The 19,494-nt window shown below is 49.5% G+C and carries 15 protein-coding genes; 11 read left to right on the top strand and 4 right to left on the bottom strand.

Annotation, left to right across the window (positions count from 1 at the left end; genetic code table 11):
- The first annotated feature begins 50 nt into the window (after positions 1 to 50).
- The 11 genes from AB1757_09825 to AB1757_09775 all read left to right on the top strand — a co-directional run bounded on the left by AB1757_09825 (position 51) and on the right by AB1757_09775 (position 12,746).
- Entirely contained in the window at positions 51 to 3,395 is a 3,345-nt protein-coding gene (locus AB1757_09825; GenBank protein ID MEW6127327.1) for a TAT-variant-translocated molybdopterin oxidoreductase, read from the top strand.
- Positions 3,396 to 3,422: 27 nt separating this feature from the next.
- Positions 3,423 to 4,811, top strand: coding sequence for an NrfD/PsrC family molybdoenzyme membrane anchor subunit (nrfD, locus tag AB1757_09820; GenBank protein ID MEW6127326.1), 1,389 nt, complete (start codon positions 3,423 to 3,425; stop codon positions 4,809 to 4,811).
- On the top strand, positions 4,811 to 5,362 hold the full coding sequence (locus AB1757_09815; GenBank protein MEW6127325.1) for a DUF3341 domain-containing protein: 552 nt from the start codon (positions 4,811 to 4,813) through the stop codon (positions 5,360 to 5,362). The genes nrfD and AB1757_09815 overlap by 1 nt, the downstream gene beginning before the upstream one ends.
- 143 nt (positions 5,363 to 5,505) lie before the next feature.
- Positions 5,506 to 6,102 carry a cytochrome c gene (locus tag AB1757_09810; GenBank protein MEW6127324.1) on the top strand — a complete coding sequence of 199 codons (597 nt, stop codon included), beginning with the start codon at positions 5,506 to 5,508 and terminating at the stop codon, positions 6,100 to 6,102.
- Positions 6,099 to 7,307, top strand: a complete 1,209-nt coding sequence (locus AB1757_09805) for a hypothetical protein (GenBank protein MEW6127323.1) — start codon at positions 6,099 to 6,101, stop codon at positions 7,305 to 7,307. Before AB1757_09810 ends, AB1757_09805 begins: the two co-directional genes overlap by 4 nt.
- Positions 7,307 to 7,753 (top strand): hypothetical protein, encoded by a 447-nt coding sequence (locus AB1757_09800; protein MEW6127322.1) that lies wholly within the window; start codon positions 7,307 to 7,309, stop codon positions 7,751 to 7,753. Before AB1757_09805 ends, AB1757_09800 begins: the two co-directional genes overlap by 1 nt.
- 96 nt (positions 7,754 to 7,849) lie before the next feature.
- On the top strand, positions 7,850 to 8,698 hold the full coding sequence (locus tag AB1757_09795; protein MEW6127321.1) for an SCO family protein: 849 nt from the start codon (positions 7,850 to 7,852) through the stop codon (positions 8,696 to 8,698).
- Between the two features lie 96 nt (positions 8,699 to 8,794).
- On the top strand, positions 8,795 to 9,865 hold the full coding sequence (gene coxB / locus AB1757_09790; GenBank protein ID MEW6127320.1) for a cytochrome c oxidase subunit II: 1,071 nt from the start codon (positions 8,795 to 8,797) through the stop codon (positions 9,863 to 9,865).
- 107 nt (positions 9,866 to 9,972) lie between these two features.
- Complete coding sequence (gene ctaD, locus AB1757_09785; GenBank protein ID MEW6127319.1) at positions 9,973 to 11,625, top strand: cytochrome c oxidase subunit I; 1,653 nt, start codon at positions 9,973 to 9,975, stop codon at positions 11,623 to 11,625.
- Between the two features lie 144 nt (positions 11,626 to 11,769).
- A complete protein-coding gene (locus AB1757_09780) occupies positions 11,770 to 12,462 on the top strand; it encodes a cytochrome c oxidase subunit 3 (protein ID MEW6127318.1) in 693 nt (230 codons plus the stop codon).
- Positions 12,462 to 12,746 (top strand): cytochrome C oxidase subunit IV family protein, encoded by a 285-nt coding sequence (locus tag AB1757_09775; protein ID MEW6127317.1) that lies wholly within the window; start codon positions 12,462 to 12,464, stop codon positions 12,744 to 12,746. The genes AB1757_09780 and AB1757_09775 overlap by 1 nt, the downstream gene beginning before the upstream one ends.
- A gap of 270 nt (positions 12,747 to 13,016) precedes the next feature.
- On the opposite strand, the gene AB1757_09770 is transcribed toward AB1757_09775, so the two are convergent.
- The 4 genes from AB1757_09770 to AB1757_09755 form a co-directional block, all read right to left on the bottom strand.
- A complete protein-coding gene (locus AB1757_09770) occupies positions 13,017 to 14,882 on the bottom strand; it encodes a c-type cytochrome (protein MEW6127316.1) in 1,866 nt (621 codons plus the stop codon).
- Between the two features lie 213 nt (positions 14,883 to 15,095).
- A complete protein-coding gene (locus tag AB1757_09765) occupies positions 15,096 to 16,355 on the bottom strand; it encodes a hypothetical protein (protein ID MEW6127315.1) in 1,260 nt (419 codons plus the stop codon).
- Between the two features lie 91 nt (positions 16,356 to 16,446).
- A complete protein-coding gene (locus AB1757_09760; GenBank protein MEW6127314.1) occupies positions 16,447 to 18,813 on the bottom strand; it encodes a hypothetical protein in 2,367 nt (788 codons plus the stop codon).
- A gap of 33 nt (positions 18,814 to 18,846) precedes the next feature.
- On the bottom strand, positions 18,847 to 19,491 hold the full coding sequence (locus AB1757_09755) for a hypothetical protein (protein MEW6127313.1): 645 nt from the start codon (positions 19,489 to 19,491) through the stop codon (positions 18,847 to 18,849).
- Positions 19,492 to 19,494 lie beyond the last annotated feature (3 nt).

Here is a 19,494-nt window from a genome sequence, read left to right as displayed (position 1 = left end):
CAAGATTTGAGAGTTGAGGTAAAAGTTAAGGAGCTATTTTAGGAATGACCATGAAGCGAGAGCTGAAAGTTCTGAACATTACAACTAACCCGAACCCCGAAAACTCTTCACCGGAAAATGAAATCAAACTGACGAACCGCAGCGGTGAAGGTGTCACTGCAATCACCTCAGTTCGCAACGCACAAGCTTTAAAAACAGGAAAAGAATACTGGCGCAGTCTGGAAGAACTCGCCGAAACTCCCGAATTCCAACAATATCTCCATCGCGAATTTCCTGAGAATGCTTCCGAATGGCACGACCCCGTCGGTCGGCGAAAATTTATGAAATTGATGGGCGCATCGCTCGCTCTTGCAGGGCTATCTGCCGCCTGTACGGTTCAACCGACGGAAAAAATTGTTCCTTATATCAGCCTGCCGGAAGATTTGATTCCCGGTAAACCGCTATTCTTTGCCACCGCCATGTCGCTTTCAGGCGTTGGCAGTGGTCTGCTCGTCGAATCTCACGAAGGTCGTCCGACCAAAATCGAAGGCAACGATATTCACCCGCACAATATGGGTTCAGCGGGCATTTTTGAACAGGCATCGGTCTTAAATCTCTATGACCCGGATCGCTCACAGATTGTTTCCAATGTCGGAGAAATTTTAACCTGGTCGGCTTACCTTGGCGCGTTAAGACCCATCGTTGAAGCGCAAAAAGCCAAACAGGGCGAAGGACTGAGAATCCTCACCGGACAGATTGCCTCGCCAACGCTTGCCCAGCAATTGAAAGATTTGCAAATCGCTTTCCCGAAAATGAAGGTTCATACCTGGGAACCGGTCAATAACAGCAATGCGATTAACGGAGCGAAAATGGTTTTCGGCGAAGCCGTCGATCCGGTTTACCATTTCGATAAAGCCGAAGTGGTGGTATCGCTTGACGCTGATTTTCTCTTTAGCCATCCGGCAAACCTCAAATCCATTCGCGATTACATCAACACCCGCCGCTTGCAAAACGGCAAAAAAGCGATGAGCCGATTTTATGCGGTTGAAACCTGTCCGACCAATACCGGCGCAAAAGCCGATCATCGTTTGGCGGTAAGAGCCTGCGAAATGGAAGCCTTCACACGCGAAGTCGCAACTAAACTGGGTGTTGAAGGGGTGACAGGGGGAAGCGATAGCGGACACGGTGAATTCATCAACGCGATGGTCAAGGATTTGAAAGAGCGGCACGGCAAGAGTCTGGTGATTGCCGGAAAAGAACAGCCGCCGATGGTTCACGCCCTGGCTTACGCCATCAATAACTTGCTTGGCAATATCGGGACGACTCTGACATTTGTTGAACCCATCGAATTCAATACCCTTGATCACATTGAATCCATCAGAGACCTTGCTAATGATGTGAATGGCGGAAAAGTTGATGCGCTCATTATGCTTGGCGGCAATCCCGCTTATGATGCGCCGGCGGATTTGAATTTCGTTGAGTTGCTCAAAAAAGTAAATTTCACCGCCCATATCAACCTTGATGACAACGAAACCTCGGGCTATTCGCGCTGGCATATTTCCGAATCGCATTATCTGGAAGCGTGGAGCGATGCGCGCACCGTTGATGGAACGGCGAGCATCGTTCAGCCGTTGATTGAACCGCTTTATAAAAGCAAATCATTTCATGAAATGCTCGCCGCATTCACCGATAGACCGGAACGGTCGAGTTATGAAATCGTCCGTGAATACTGGCTTTCGCGCATCGCAGGTTTAAGCAAGGGACAAGCCGCGCCCGTCGCTGGGCAAACTGCAACAGCGAAATCCGCTGCCGCGCAGACCACTCAAAAAACCGCAGTGGCAGCGGCAGCATCAACTAAACCTGCTACGGCGAATACCTCTCAAACGCCGCCGCCGCCACCTGCGCCTCAACCGGCAACCGCTGCGCAACCGGCGACCGGTTCAACTGTCGGTCAGCCTTCGACAACCGCCGACGCTACCCCTTCGCAAGCCGCCGAACAAGCCTGGCGCAAAGCGTTGCACGATGGCTTCATTGCCGGTAGCGCGGCAACCGCAAAGACCGTTACCGCAAAAACCGGATGGGTGTCGCTCAATCCGCAACCGCTGCCGCCGAAAGACGCTTTGGAAATTGTCTTCCGCCCGGATGCCAGCGTTTATGACGGGCGTTTCGCAAACAACGGCTGGTTGCAGGAACTTCCCAAACCTTTAACCAAATTGACCTGGGGCAATGCCGCGCACCTCAGTCCTGAAACCGCTAAGAATCGAGGCTTGGCAAACGGCGAAATCATCACCTTGAAATTGGATGGGCGAACGGTTGATGCGCCGGTGTGGATTATGCCGGGGCACGCGCACAATTCCATCACCGTGCATCTCGGTTATGGACGCACGCGCATTGGTAAAGTAGGCGAAGGCGTCGGCTTCAATGCATATATAATTCGTTCAAGCAACGCGCAGTGGTTCGCCGTCGGGGTCGAATACCAGGTGACCGGACGCAGCGAAAAAATGGCGACCACCCAAGACCACTGGGCGATGGAAGGTCGCGAGTTGGTGCGCGATGCGACGCTTGATGAATACCTCAAACATCCCGAATATGCCAAAGAGCGCGTCGAAAATCCTCCGGCGGATATGACGCTTTATCCGAATTACGAATACCCCGGGCACAAATGGGGCATGGCGATTGACCTGAATAATTGTGTCGGTTGCAATGCCTGTGTGGTCGCCTGTCAGTCGGAAAATAATATTCCGGTGGTTGGTAAAGAGCAGGTCTTGGTTGGTCGCGAAATGCACTGGCTCAGGGTTGACCGCTATTTCAAAGGGCATCAGGAAAGCGATAGAGATTTTGTCAACGACCCGGAATTTTATTTCCAACCATTGCCGTGTCAGCATTGCGAAACAGCGCCTTGTGAAGTCGTTTGTCCGGTTGCTGCGACAACGCACAGTGCCGAAGGTCTCAACGACATGGTTTATAACCGCTGCGTCGGAACCCGCTATTGCGCCAACAACTGCCCATACAAAGTGCGGCGCTTCAATTTCTTTCTCTATCAGGATTTCGTCACCGAGAGTTTAAAGATGCAACGCAACCCTAATGTCAGCGTGCGCTCGCGCGGGGTGATGGAAAAATGCAGCTACTGTGTTCAGCGCATTCAGGAAGTGAAAATTGAAGCCGGAAAAGGCGACCGTCCGATTGTTGATGGAGAAATCAAAACCGCTTGTCAGCAGACCTGCCCGGCGGACGCGATTATCTTTGGCGATTTGAACGACCCGGCGAGTCGCGTCGCAAAATTGCAAGCCGAACCGAGAAACTTTTCACTGCTTGGCGAATTGAATACAAGACCGCGCACCACTTACTTAGCGGAAGTGCGAAACCCGAATCCTGAATTGAAGAAAGCCGGGTCGGGCACGGAGCAACACGGTTAAACACATAGATTGAAGGTTGAATAGTTGATGAGTACAAACATTGAACAAGAGAAGCCGCAAGAGCTAACCCAGAATCCGGTGTTGCAACCGGGATATACCTTCGGGTCAATCACCGACAAAATCAGTCATCTTGCTTTGACCCGCAAAACGCCAATCGGTTGGTTCATCGGTTTTGGCATTTCTTTTGCGCTGGTGATGTTGTTGCTTTATGCGCTGGCGGTACTTTTCTTAAAAGGCACAGGCGTCTGGGGAAACAATAACCCTGTGGGTTGGGCATTCGACATTATCAACTTTGTCTGGTGGATTGGTATCGGTCACGCCGGCACGTTGATTTCCGCAATCCTTCTGCTGTTTCGCCAGAAGTGGCGCACTTCGATTAACCGTTTTGCGGAAGCGATGACGCTGTTTGCAGTAGCCTGTGCAGGTCTTTATCCGGCGCTGCACACCGGTCGCCCGTGGTTGGATTATTGGCTTTTTCCTTATCCGAACACTATGGGGATGTGGCCCAACTTCCGCAGCCCCTTGCTCTGGGACGTGTTCGCGGTTTCCACTTATGCGACGGTGTCTGCGTTGTTCTGGTTTGTCGGGTTGATTCCTGACCTGGCAACTCTGCGGGATCGCGCGAAAAGCAAAACCGCAAGGGTGATTTACGGAACGCTGGCGATGGGATGGCGCGGCAGCGCGCGTCACTGGCATCGTTATGAAACCGCTTATCTGTTGCTTGCGGGACTTTCGACGCCATTGGTGCTTTCGGTTCACACTATCGTCAGTTTCGACTTCGCGGTTGGCATCATACCCGGTTGGCACGCGACGGTGTTTCCACCCTATTTCGTTGCGGGAGCAATTTACGCAGGCTTTGCGATGGTGCTGACGATTTCGATTCCGCTCAGAAAATATTACGGACTCGAAGATTTCATCACCATGCGTCACTTGAGAAACATGGCGAAAATCATGCTGGCTACGGGATTGATTGTTTGTTACGGCTACATGATGGAAGCCTTTATGGCTTATTACAGCGGCAACGAATATGAGCGGTTTATGATTTTAAATCGCATGACGGGACCCTATGGCTGGTCATACTGGTTGTTGATTTTATGCAATGCGCTGGTGCCGCAGGTGCTATGGTTCCGCAAGGCGCGTCACAGCGTGCCGATCTTGTTTGTGGTTTCGCTGGTCGTCAGTGCCGGTATGTGGCTCGAACGTTTTGTCATCATCGTAACCAGTTTGCACAGAGATTTTCTGCCGTCTTCGTGGGCGATTTATAAACCGACGCATGTCGATTTTTCAATGTTCATCGGAACAATCGGTCTGTTTGCTGCCTTGATGTTCCTGTTTGTGCGATTTGTGCCGGTGATTTCCATTTTTGAAATGCGAACCCTGTTGCCGGAATCCAAGGTTAAGGAGGAGCACGCTTAATGGCGCTCTTTGCTAGAAAAAAGCCCGAAGTTTACGGGGTAATTGCCGAGTTCGATAATCCGCAGGATTTGTTAGCGGCAACCAAAGCCACTTATGAAGCGGGGTATCGCCGCATCGAAGCCTATACGCCTTATCCGATTGAAGAAGTCAGCGAAGCGGTCAGCCCGCATCGCGGACGCTTGCCGCTCATCGTCCTGCTTGGCGGCATCATCGGCGGGCTTGCGGGTTATGCGCTGCAATACTACACCCAGGTGATTGATTATTCGCTGAACATTGGCGGGCGTCCTTTTCACAGTTGGCCTTCGTTTGTGCCGGTGACTTTTGAAACAACGATTCTCGGAGCCTCGCTGGCGGCGGTTTTCGGTATGCTCGGTTTAAACGGACTGCCGCGCCCGCATCATCCGATTTTTAATGCGCCGGGGTTTGAACGCGCCAGCCGCAATCATTTCTTTCTGTTGGTCGAATGTTACGACCAGAAATTTAATAAAGACGAAGTGTTGAAATTTCTAAATGGTTTCAAGGCTCTGGAAGTTTCGGTTGTCGATTGGTAGGCATCAATAACCGGCAGTCGGTTGCGGGGCTTCGCAACAAACGAATTAAGGTGATGAAAATATTATTAACTAAAAAAAGATTTTTGCCTTTTGCCTTTTGCCTTTTGCCTCTTGCCTTTTTCTCAGCGGCTTGTCGGCAGGATATGCACGACCAGCCGAAATACGAGATTTATGAGAAGAGCAATCTCGACGGGTTCAAATTCGACCAGTCGGCATCGCGACCGATTCCGGCAAACACCGTCGCGCGCGGTCATTTGAAAGATGACAGGCTTTTTTATACAGGCAAATCCGATGAACCCGGCAACCCCAGCCCGCCTCAGGGCGCAGCCGAATTTACAGGGTTTTCCAACACCTTTCCTTTCGAGGTCAAGGCAGAGGATTTAAAACGCGGCGAAGAACGATTCAATATTTATTGTTCGGTATGTCACGACCGCACCGGCTCAGGGCAGGGGATGGTCGTCAAACGCGGTTATAAACAACCGCCGACTTTTCATTCCGACCGATTGCGCAATGCGCCTGCCGGTTACATCTTCGACGTGATTACCAAAGGGTTTGGCGCGATGCCCGATTATGCGGCACAGGTTCAACCACGTGACCGCTGGCTGATTGTGGCTTACATTCGCGCTTTGCAACTCAGCCAGAATACCAAACAGGATGAACTCACCGGAGAGCAGAAAACCAAATTGCCAAGCAATGAAGCCGCCGGACAAAAAGAAGGAAAAGGAGATTCTCATCAATGATGGATGCTGCCTATACAGCGCCGCCTGAACTCGACCGTTTAAAACAACGCGCCCTCATCGTTGGCGTCATCGGACTGGCTTTGGCTGCTGTCGGTTTTTTTATCAATAAAGATCAGTTCTTTCGCTCCTATCTTTTAGGATACATATACTGGCTGGGAATCTCGCTTGGTTGTTTCGCCATTTTAATGATTCAACATTTATCGGGCGGCGCGTGGGGCATCGTCATTCGCCGCATTCTGGAATCGGCAACCCGGACTTTCCCGCTCACCTTGATTTTATTCATCCCGATAATTTTCGGATTGCATTCATTGTTTACCTGGACACATACCGAGGTGGTCAATGCCGATGCGGTATTATCAGCTAAAAAAGGCTACCTGAATATTCCGTTTTTCTTAGCTCGCGCCGCCATCTACTTTTTGGTGTGGTTTGTAATTTCGTACCTGTTGAATAAATGGTCGAAACAGCAGGACGAATCCACCGACCCGAAAGCCGAAAAGAGCAAGATGCAAGACCTCAGTGGTCCAAGCCTGGTGTTGCTTGGCGCAACCATGACCTTCGCGTCGATTGATTGGTTGATGTCGCTAGACCCGCACTGGGTTTCAACCATCTTCGGTATTCTGTTTATGGGCGGGCAGGCGCTTTCGGCGATGGCGTTCATCATCACCATGATTGTTTTCCTGGCGAATTTCAAACCGATGAATGAAGTGATTGCCGGAAGACATTTAAACGACCTCGGCAAATTGATGCTTGCCTTCGTTTTGTTGTGGGCGTACTTTTCATTCTCTCAGTTTCTGATTATCTGGTCGGGCAATTTACCCGAAGAAATCCCCTGGTATATCAATCGTCTGCATGGTCTCTGGAAAATGTTGGCGGGTGCCATCATTCTCTTTCATTTCGCTCTGCCGTTTTTTCTGTTGCTGCCGAGAAAAGCCAATCGCAATCCGCGCATACTGGTTTCGGTCGCCTTGCTGGTGGTTGTGATGCGCTATGTTGATTTGTACTGGCTCATTGGGCCGCACGTCACCCACGGCGAAGGCGGGCATAACGCGAGTTTCAGTTTCAGTTGGATGGATATCGTTTTACCCATAGGCGTCGGTGGCATCTGGCTCTGGTATTTTATTAATGAATTGAAAAAGCGCCCGTTGCTTCCGATTAATGACCCGGAACTTGATGGCGCGATTGGTGAAGGGGAAGGAGGTCATTGATGACACACGAACACGATGAAACCCCGGACGTTTCTTATATTCATAATGTCGGGGTCTCACACGAAGAGTCGGATTTGAGTTTGTCGGGGATTGGGAAATTTGTTCTGCACCTGATTGCCCTGGTGATCATATCGGCTGCCATCGTCTTTGGCATGTTTAAATATTTCACCGGGCGTGAAGTGCGCATTGAACGACGCGAGTTGCCTTCAACGCTGCTTGATCGCGGTCGCGCCGAAAAGACGAAGCCGGAACAGATGTTTCCCGAACCGCGACTTCAGACCACCCCGGTTCCTGATTTAACGGACTTCCGTGAAAAAGAAAGCCAAAGACTCGAAGGCTACAATTGGGTCAACAAAGAGCAGGGCATTGTGAGCATTCCCATTGAAGAAGCTCAGAAAAAGCTGCTCGAAAAAGGTATCCCGCACCGGGAAGAAGGTAAAAAGTAGACGGGCACAATTATTTGAAGGTTGTTATTTGATATGAGAAGTAGACAGGAGCATTTCATCGGCACAAGCAAATTAAGCAGTTCAAAAGGGGGAAAAATGATTCATAAATCCCTTTTGCCTTTTGCCTTTTGCTTTTTGCTTTTTGCCTTTCCGGTTTGGTCTTTTGCCCAACGGTCGCCATTTTCGCCGCCGGAAACCCAACCGATGCGCGATGGGCAGGTGCCCGGTCAGTTGCAGGACATCACTATCGAGCAGCGGCTGGATACCCAGGTGCCGCTCGATTTGCCGTTGCGTGATGAACAGGGTAAAGCCGTGCGTCTTGGCGATTATTTCGGCAAGCGTCCGGTGGTGCTGGCGCTGGTCTATTACACCTGTCCGATGCTTTGCAATCAGATACTCAATGGCGTTGCCGGAAGTTTGAAAACTCTGTCGTTTGATGCCGGGAAAGAATTCGAGGTCGTCGCCGTGAGCTTTGACCCCAGAGATTTACCGGAAACCGCCAATGCCAAAAAACAGGCGTATCTGGAACGTTATAACCGTAAAGGCACGGAAAATGGCTGGCATTTTTTGACCGGTGAAGAAGCGTCGGTGAAAGCCCTGGCAGATACCGTCGGTTTCAACTATCGCTGGGACGAAGCGTCGCAACAATACATCCATGCGAGCGCCATTATGGTGCTGACGCCGCAGGGCAAGTTGTCGAAATATTTTTACGGCATTGAATATTCACCGAGAGATTTGAAATTGGGACTCGTCGAAGCCTCAGAAGGAAAAATCGGTACGGCGGTCGATCAATTTTATCTATTCTGTTTTCACTATGACCCGGCAACCGGCAAATATGGCGTGGTGATTATGAATATCATCAGGCTGCTTGGCGGAGTGACCTTCGTCGGCGTTGCCGTTTTGATTTTCTTTATGCGACGTCGCAGGCACCTGGCAATCGTTTAAATGATTTTATCCGCTGGCGAATTTCGGGTGAATTGCTGCTGCGGGTAATCACAGAGTATAGGTAAACCTCAAAGGTATGCAGTAACGCTCAAGACTATGTTTTTATTTTTATTGCTGGAAAATTGGATTCCCTTCGCGCCGGAGCAAGGCTCTTCGGTAGCCGAAACGGTGGATTGGTTATATGTCTTTTTGGTTTCGCTGACAATTTTTTTCGGCGTTGCCATCAGTTTAACCATCTTCTATTTTGCGATGCGCTATCGTCGGCGTTCGGATGACGAATACCCGGATTCAATCGAAGGTTCGCATAAACTCGAAGCTCTGTGGATAGGCATTCCGTTCGCCATCGTGATGGTGATTTTCTGGTGGGGCGCAAGCGTCTATTTCACGGTGTTTCGTCAACCGACAGACCCGCTCGATATTTATGTCGTCGGCAAACAATGGATGTGGAAATTTCAGCACCCGGACGGGCAGCGCGAAATCAATGAACTTCACGTGCCGCTCGGTCGCCGCATTAAATTGACGATGGGCACCGAAGATGTGATTCACAGCCTCTTCGTTCCGGCGTTTCGCGTTAAAGCCGACGTGGTTCCCGGAAAATTGACCAGCATCTGGTGGGAGCCGATTAAAACCGGAAAGTATGAACTCTATTGCGCCGAATATTGCGGCACCAAACATTCCGGAATGATCGGTTATGTGATTGTCCAGGAACCGGCTGAATATCAAGCCTGGCTCAGCGGTGGCGCAGGTGGCGGGTCGCTTGCTTCAAATGGTGAAAAATTATTTTCGCAACTGGCTTGCAATTCCTGCCATAAAACCGATCAATCGGGACGCGGCCCGGCGCTTGAAGGGCGATTCGGAAAATCGGAAGCCTTACAAGCCGGTGGCACGGTGACGATTGATGAAAATTATGTTCGCGAATCGATTGTCAATCCACGCGCTAAAATCGTCGCGGGATATGACCCGGTGATGCCGACTTTTCAAGGTTTGGTGAGCGAAGAACAATTATTGCAACTCATCGCTTATATCAAATCACTTGGCGATAAGAAACCCGGCGAACTGCCGGGCGGTACAGCGACGCCAACCACCGCACAACCGAGCGCCGCGAAACCTGCACCGGAGCAGCCAAAGCCGAGTACACCGACTCCGGCAGTCCCGAACAAAAAGTAGATGAGTATTTTTATTGGTTATTCATTCACGCGAAGTAAAGTTATTTACAACATCCGGCAATCCGCAGGATGTGGAACTGCCCTTTAAAGGTTGAGGGAACGAAAGCAATGATAGAAGCAACAGAAGCCAAACTGAAACAGGTTGAACCCCGCACCCATTATTTGAATGCGAATTACGGTATCAAATCCTGGTTATTGACCATCGATCACAAGCGCATCGCTTTGCTGTATCTGGCATCAATCACCGTCTTTTTCTTCCTGGGCGGGGCTTTTGCCTTGATGATTCGTCTGGAACTATTGACGCCCAAAGGCGACATCATGACGCCGGATGCCTATAACAAGATGTTCACCATGCACGGTATCGTGATGATTTTCTTCTTCCTGATTCCGGCAATTCCGGCGGTGCTGGGGAACTTTTTACTGCCCTTGATGCTCGGCGCTAAAGATTTGGCGTTTCCGAAAATCAATCTCTTGAGTTGGTACGTCTATAATCTCGGCGCAATCTTTACGCTTTACGCCATCATTGCCGGTGGGGTGGATACCGGCTGGACGTTTTACACACCGCTCAGTGTGAATTCAACCAGTCAGGTGACGCCGATGGCGGTTGGGATTTTCATCAACGGATTTTCATCCATCCTGACGGGGTTGAATTTTATCGTCACCATTCACACGATGCGCGCGCCGGGACTCACCTGGTTTCGCTTGCCGCTTTTTGTGTGGGCGCATTATGCGACGAGCTTGATTCAGATTCTCGGAACCCCTGTGCTTGCCGTGACCATCGTGTTGCTGGGAATTGAAAGAATATTCGGCGTCGGAATTTTTAATGCTTCGCTTGGCGGCGACCCTGTGCTCTTTCAACATCTGTTCTGGTTTTACTCACACCCGGCGGTTTACATCATGATTTTGCCGGCGATGGGCGTCATCAGCGAACTTATTGCCGCCTTTTCAAGGAAGAAAATTTTTGGCTACTCATTTGTCGCCTTTTCCAGTTTGGCGATTGCGGTTTATGGTTTTCTGGTCTGGGGACATCATATGTTCGTTTCCAGCCAATCGGTTTTTGCGGGGATGGTCTTTTCATTCCTCAGCTATTTCGTAGCCATTCCTTCAGCCGTCAAAGTGTTTAACTGGACGGCGACACTTTTTAAAGGGTCGATTTCATGGGATACGCCGATGCTCTATGCCTTCGGGTTTATCGGCTTATTTATTATCGGAGGAATGACCGGCTTATATCTGGCGGCGCTTGGGCTGGATGTTCATGTCCACGACACCTATTTTGTAGTGGCGCATTTCCACTACATCATGGTTGGCGGCGCAGTCATGGCATATCTTGGTGGGATGCATTACTGGTGGCCGAAAATTACCGGCAGAATGTACCCGGAAGGCTGGGCGAAATTGAGCGCCTTGCTGGTCTTTATCGGTTTCAACCTGACTTTCTTTCCGCAATTTCTGTTGGGTTATCAGGGAATGCCGCGACGTTATCACGAATATGCCGACCATTTTCAAGTGCTCAATGTCATGTCAACCGCAGGCGCTTCGATTCTCGGCGTCGGCTATGTGTTGCCGATGATTTATTTCATCTGGTCTATGCGATATGGCCCGATTGCCAAAGCCAATCCGTGGCCCGGCAGCGGTCTTGAATGGCAGACCAGTTCGCCGCCGCCAACCGAAAATTTTGAAGAAACCCCGACCGTCACCTGGGACGCCTACGAATTTACCAAAGACAATTCGCGCCGTTACGATGTGGTCAAACAGGGAAGTTGAGCAAATAAATTATATTCGTTGAGCAGCGGTCTCTGACCGCGATGGTGACTGAAAAAGTCTATCAAGTTATTTAAAGAATACGATTTTGAATTCCGTTGAGACAATGGTCTCCGACCGTTTGAATAAAAAATAGAGGAAAAGAAATTGGCTGATAGTCACGTAGCAACACATAGCGCCCTGGCGCATCATTTCGACAACATGGAGCAACAGCGTGAAGCGGGTTCGCTCGGAATGTGGATATTCCTGCTCACGGAAATCATGTTCTTCGGCGGCGCGTTCACGGCATACATCGTGTATCGCAACACGCCCGAAGTATCCGAAGCGTTTGTTCTGGCAAGTAATACGCTGGATGTGTGGCTTGGTTTAATCAATACGGCGGTGCTGATTTGCAGCAGCTTGACGATGGCGCTGGCGGTTTACTATGCGCAAACCGAAACCGATTCCAAACGCCTGCAAATCACCTTTATGATTTTGACGGTTATCCTCGGTTTGACCTTTTTAGTGATTAAAGGTTTCGAGTATGCCGATAAGTTCACCCATCATCATATACCGGGCAAGACCTATAGTTTTCCCGCTGCCGGAGTCTTAGAGAGTAAAACCCAGATATTTTTTACCATCTATTTTGCGCTGACCGGACTGCACGCGCTGCACATGATTATTGGTATTGTAATTTTACTGGTGATTATTCGGATGGCGGCAAAGAAACGCTTTTCACCCGAATGGCACGCGCCCGTCGAGTTGTTTGGACTCTACTGGCACTTTGTTGACATTGTCTGGATTTTCCTTTTTCCATTGCTTTATTTGCTGGGCTTTCATCTGCACGGAGGTGCTCACTGATGTCTGAAAAAATCGTTCCAAGACGAGTCTATTTTACCATCTTCGGATTATTGCTGGTCTTTACCGGGCTTACCGTTTATGCCGCAAGCCTTGACCTCGGTAAATACAACACCATCGTGGCGCTCATCATCGCCTTTACCAAAGCCTTGCTTGTGGCGCTCTGGTTTATGCACATCAAATACAGTAAACGACTGACGCAACTTGTGGTCGCCAGCGGTTTGTTCTGGATAGTGATTATGATTGCCCTGACGCTTTTCGATTACAGTACACGCGAGATGCGATGAAAACCGTTGGGTAAAATTTGAGTAGTTGGTTATGTGAGTGCCGCGCGAATTATATTTCGCGCGGCTTTTAATTTTACAGATTAAGAATCGGCAGCCCAATGTTTAAAGCAATCTGCAAAACAATTTACTCAAGTTGAACAAGCAGTCTTTGACTGCTTCGTTGAATAATCGCGGTCAAACGCTCTCTCAACTGCGACCGAATACCCTCAATTGCAAACGGCTCCAGAGGAAAAAATTAATTCAACCCTCAAGCATTGCACCAACCAAATCTTAATGACTCATCTTACCGGGTCGGAAGCGCACAAATATCTGATAGCTTTTCGGGCTTGAACCATAAATCGGTTTCAAGCCGTCCGGCACATGATACAGCGTCAGGTTTGCGCCAATACCAACGCGCAGTTTCGATGAAGCGAAAACATCGCGCACGCCGCCGAAAGTAAATGCGCCAACGCGAAACCATCGCTCGCGCAATTCATCCAGCGGATCCAAGTGACCTTGTTCAATATCATCAAGGTTTTTTGCTGAAACCAATCCCGGTCGCCCGAAAATGTTGTCCTGCAATAATCCGTTTTTGTCCGCGAGTTCCAACCGGGTAAAGAGATAATTCTTATCAAGAAAATTGACGGTTGATTCAACCAAGTAAGTATTCGAGTCGCCATGCACTTCGGCATTTCTACCCCAGATCAAACTCGATGCCCAATGTCCGTCTGACCAGGGGCGATTATAACTGATGGATGCCGTGGTGCGTTTGAGATCGCCCGGCTCTAATGCTTCAGGATTGTGCAATCGTCCATGTGAAAACTGCATCGTCCAGTTTTGCGTAGGTGTAAACCACACTCGTCCGCTCCACGAATCGAGTTTGCCCAATTCAATATCTTTGCGGTTTTCATCAGGCTCTTTGCCGCGAAACACTGATCCTTCGACTTTGAAACGCCAGAGCGTCAGTCCAAGCGTTACCACACCATGCGTGATATGTGTCGAATCTTGCCAGTGATGACCAAGCGGCGCGCTCGGCATTTCCGAAGCTGAACCCCTGTGCATAAAGGCAACCGGCCCAAGCGCCGGTTCACCAACTGGCCCGCCATAAATGTTGAGAGAAACCTTTTCGGTCAATGGCAAAGTGTATTGCGCTGCAAGCTCCATAAACAGGTCGTGCGGGTGTTGTGCATCAATGAGCGGTCTGCCGTCGAAAGTTTCACCGGTTTGAAAAAGTTCCGGGAAACCGCGACGCGGCGCAGTCCAGGTTTCAGCGGAAAACATCCCTCGCAACATCAACTGCCCTTTGCCTGCCTGACGTTCCGCCATCAACATAAACCAATTTTGCGATTCGGCTTTGTTGACCCCGCGTCGCCCGCCTTGATGATTGAACCCAATCTTCAAATCGCCATGCGCCATCAACATCCAATCACCTGCCATCCAATGCCACATGTATCCCGGTGCGCTTGCCGGTAATAAACTCGTGCCCGAACCGATTGCCGTCATCGATTTGAATGGCCCACCTGTCGGCGTTGTCATCATCGCATTCATATCGTGGTTCATTTCATTGTGGTCGGCAGAATGGTTGTCGGAATTCCGGGTGTCCTGACCCGGCGCTGGTGTTGATTGATGGTCACGGTGATTTTTCTGAGTTTGCGTCTGCGTATCGTGGTCAGAAGCTGGCGGGTGATGATGGCGGGCATCTGGTGGAATAGCAGCCTCCAATTGCTTGCGCTCCTCACTCGTCAGGGTTGGCAGTTTTCTCAAGAACAGAATGATATGGTTGATTTCCGTGGCACTATGGGTTTTTCCGAAAGCCGGCATCGCCGTGCCCTTTACACCATCATGAATCACGCGGAATAACTCAGCATCGGATTCGGATTGAACATGATGTGAAGTTAAATCGGCAGCCTTCACCGACCTGCCTTTTTCGGTTTGCGCTTTGCCATCTTTGCCGTGACAACTGGCGCAATGCGCATCGAAATGATTTAAACCGAGCGCCACATTTTTTAGGTTTGTCGACTTGGTGTCTTGCGATTCCAAGTTTGAATCGGCGCGTGTAGTTGAATATGAAAATACGAGAACACTAAAAAAAATGATAGCGATTGAGAGTTTGAGCAATTCCCAGAGCCTATCAAAATATCCCTTTTCCCAGTTCATTGTTTGCCCCTCGTTGTTTAAAGATTTTGAATTGAAGCAATACAAAAATTCTTCAAAAGTTAAAAGAGGAGCAATTGACATGCCTTGATAAAGGTTGAGTGTTTTAAGCCATTTAAAGCTTGGAATGGCATCAGGAAGAAAGCTTGAAAGAAAAATTGATACGCAATGTATGGCTCTCAAACAAGCGACCATCCGCAAAGGCAAACGGAGCGGTTAATTGCTGATTTTTACAACGCGCTTCGCCGTTTCGATTATCACATTGCCACTTTGATCTAAAGCCACCACTCGCCAACGCAAGAGTTCGCTTTGAGTTTTCTCTTGCAAAAATGACGGCGCGCGATAAGCGCCAACGCCCGGCAACAACAATGCCGACCAAACGTTTTCACCTTTTTCATTTTCGATTTCGAGGCGATAAAAAGCCGCGCCGTTCGTCTCTGTCCAACTGAATAGCGCATCTTTGGCATTTTTCAAAACCGCGTTCTCAACCGGCGCAATCAATGCAAGTCCACTTTGTTGCGCCTGCACTTTATCGGCATCGCCGCCGCTGCCGATGTAATAACGCAAAACCGGCAGCGGAAAACCTGCGACCGCGCCGCTATGCACGATGCCCGAGCCTGCGCCAATCGCGCTCAAATCGGAATCCCCGGTTTTGTCGTCGCTCGCTTCAATGCGCAGCAGAATTAAATACATGCCTTCGGCGGGGTTTTGCATTTTCCAACTTTCCGGTCCCGGCAAAATAAATTTTCCGGTTGGCGGCAAATAGACATTAAAGCGACTGAGTTCGGTGAATCGCCTCTGCGTGTGGCGCTCCTGAATTGGCAAGGTGGCTTCGGCTAATAAATCGCGCTCAGTTGGTAACGCTTCACCGGGTTTGACGATTTCCCAACGACCTTGCAAACGCCCGGTTCCCGTGTAAATAATTTCCGCCTTTATTTTCGGGATTTTTTCACCGGCTTTCAAAAATAACACCGGTTTATCAACCGCAAACGAAAGTTTGACATTGGTCAATGAAAAAGGCACTGCCGCGCCATTACCCGACAAACGAATGGTCACAGGCACATATTCATCGGGACCGCCCGCAGGATTGACGAAGCGTCGCACATAAAAGAAGGTCGCCGCTGTGCCATTTGCGGCATCCAGATAAGCGCGTCGGGCAACCGATGGCGGAATCGACATGACATCCGTATAAGAAGAATTGGCGCTTGGCGTTGATTGATTGTAGCGCGCGGGCAGACAACCAAATAGCGTCGCAGGATTGGCTTTAAATCCCAAATCGGGAGTTGCGGGAATCACTTCGCCCGCCCAGCAACCTTCGACGGGTTGTTTGTTGCCAACATTGCTGAAGGTCAAAAATACTGAAGTCGCGCCTTGCGAATAAGCGTTCACATTTGAAGGGCTGACCTGGATTTGTTGAGCCGATGCGGAGATAACCAGACAACCGAAAAAAATAAAAAGTAAAAATACGCTTTTCATTAATAACTCCTGAATGTGGATTCAGCATTGAGGATTCAGAATTTTTATCGTTAATCTGAACGAGCTTTTCCGATTAACTGAATCCTGAATCCTAAAAGAAAGTAAAACTCAAACCGATGTTCAAGGTTTGCGCTTTGGTCAGATTGTTGACCTGAAAAATAAAATCACGCGAACGGGCATAGCGATTTACGTAGCGAATAAATGCATTGCTGGAAAACTTTTTGAATTTCTCTTTGCCCGCCGTCAGTTGATAAGAAAACTGCATATCGAAATCAATGTTGCGATTGCGCGTGGTTTCGGCTACGTCGCCGTTGAGCGTGGTTGAAAAATTGGTGGCAAGCGCCGCACGCCCGCCGATGCGCCAGTTGATAATTGAAGCCAGTCGGTAAACATTATCAATGCGCTTTTGTTCAAAGTTATTGGCACTGTCGCGGCTGAATTCAAAATTTAAATCGAGCACAGTGGCGGGACTCACGCCGATTGAAAAAGCGTTCGTGGTGTTGAGTAAATCCGCGAGTTCGCGCCCCGTTTGCTGGTTGTTTTGCAATGAACGATTGAAGCGATAGCCCGCGCGGAATTTTTGAAACTGCCAATCCGCAGTAAACGAATGGACATCGGCAAATTGATTGGGAATCGAATCGACGGCGATTTCAAAGCCGCCGTTGACAGGAATCGCATCGCCGAATTGATGCAGGCGGTCAAATGAATAAGCGATGCGCGGTAGCCAGGGGTTGGGTTTCGCCGGGTCGCCAAACAGAGAGAGCAGCGGCATTCCGACGGCGTAGCGTTGGGCGCGCGTCAGCGATTTCAATATCGAAGGGATGTCATTCAGGTTGTCGTTAAACAATAAATTGGAAACCGTGATATTGATGTCGCCAAGGTTGGCGATGGCTTCGTATTGATTTTGAATTTTGTCAGATTGTGTCGAAGCGGCGAGCGAACGAAAGAGCGGGTCAACCCGTTCGTGTCGGAAGTTGAAAGTCAACGTCAGCTTTTTATCTTTGGTTATGGCGACATCCTTGAGCAAATCAATTCCGGTTTCGAGGTACTCGGCGTTGCGTGTCAGATTAGGCGTTTGCACGACCTCGTTGCCTTGATTAAGCAGAGCATCCGCAGGATTGAAAAACCGGCTCCGCGTAAACCCTGCATCAAATCGGAATCGTTGATTGGGATCGCTGCCAACGAAGCGAAAACCCAACCCCTGACTGCGCTCTGCATCATTAACGTTTCCCTGATTGACATTGTTGACAGGCAACAGATAACCGCTCAGTAAACTGATTTCCAAACGCGCGCCGCCCGGTCGTTTGGCTAAAAACTCTGTACCCAATGTGCCGCTGACCATCTGATGTTTGCGTTTATCGAGACCGATGAAATTATCGAATCCGACGATGCTGGTGCCGTTTAGTGCCGCAAAGGAAAAATCAAAGCGCGTGGTGAAGGGAATCGTTAAGGTGATGCCGCGACTTGAGAAATTATTAATCAGATGGCGATTGCTGCCGTATCCCGTATGCCCGACAAAAAATTTGGCTTTGCTGATTTGAAACTGCATCAGGTAACTCGACAAATCGATATTCGGCGCATCGTTGCCCAGCGTGCCAAACCTTAATGCCTCTTGTTTAAAACTTGAACCGGCAATATCGAATTGAGTTTGCGAGTTAAAAATGCCGCGCGCCATTTCGGTTTTAAATGAACCCTGCAAGGTTAAATCGGCAAAGGTCGGACGCTGAGGACGTGTTGAGTCTGGAAAATGCGATTCGGCAGATTGCGATTTAAAGCCGATGGTGATTGACGGAAGAAAATCAAGTTTTTCAAATCGGCTTTTTTTGTCCGGCACATCGGTTTGCGGTGTGGATGCGTCGTTGGTTGTGGATGCGCCGGTTGCCTCGGGAGTTGATGAAGTTGCATTAGCCGATGAATTGGCTTCGGGTTGAGTGGTGGTGGCGCTCGCACTGCCTTTGTTTTCAATTGGGGTTGTAACCGGTTCGGTTGAAGTCAGTGGTTGAGATGCGGCAGATTTCGGTTCAACCTTTTTTTGATTGGTGACCTGCAAGGTAAAACGGGCAATCTCGCGCCACTCATCTGCCGGTGAAATCAGATAAATGGTGAGCTGAGATTCGCCCAAAGGCAAGGGCAAAATTTTGCGATTATAGGTACGGGTTTTCTCGGTAACCGTAAACAGATTGGTGAAATCGATTTGATTGATGAGAACTGCCAGACGTCCTTCGCTTGCTTGCGGCTCACGGCTCAAACGCAATTCGATTTTGTCATCGGGCAAGATCGGCTGGTCGGTTAAATTGCTGGTGATGTTCAATTCATCAGTGTTCGTTTGCTGGCTTTCAGCGAATGCGGCAAGAAACTCCGCTGATGGCAAAAAGGTAAGCAGTGCCGCAAGACTGAGAGCAATCAAAGCAATCGGTCGCCTGAGCACACGAATAGTTTTCTGCGTTCGCCTTCTCATAGCTATTCACCAATAAATGTGGTTTTGAAAAACTCAGTTGACGGTGGTTAATCTTGCCGTCAGGGTTCCGACCACCAGTATCGTTTCCGTGGGCTTGCCGGGTTTTTTGGTATTTGAAGTGCCATCCGAAATTAACTCAACGGGGACTTGCACCTCTCTGACGCCAATCAATATGGCAATAATGCTATTGGCGGACGGATTAATCTCTGCGCGTTTTCCGTTAAGGATGCCGGATGGACCTTGTGCCGAACCGGTTGTCGCATGGAAGGTTTGATTAAAGGTGTGACCGTCAACGGTAACGTTGAATGGCACATCAACTTCCAAATCGGCAGTGTTGCCCGAACGATTGACTTTGGCTTTACCCAATCCATTGAGACTGACGCGAATGCGACGCCCTTTTTCGGAAGTGCCTTCCCAGATGCTTTCGGTTTTGAACTCTTTACCGAAGGCAACATCGGCGACGCTCAAGGTAAATTGCAAATTGGGAATGATGAATCGGTCGGCAACTTCCCATTGCCCGTTGGCGGTTTTTTTACAGAATTGAATTTCCGCGCGCCCGCGAAATTCGCGTTTGGCAAACAGCGCATTGGCTGAAATCAACGTGAACATTGCCATCATCAGGCAGATTGCAAGAGCGATTGACGTTGAATTGGAAGCGTTAGTTTTGCTGGTTCTCATGGT

It is taken from the genome of Acidobacteriota bacterium (assembly GCA_040754075.1).
In the GTDB taxonomy this organism is placed as follows: Bacteria; Acidobacteriota; Blastocatellia; order UBA7656; family UBA7656; genus JBFMDH01.
The sequence above is the reverse complement of the archived record's forward strand: the minus strand, read 5'-3'. Positions and strand labels throughout refer to the sequence as shown.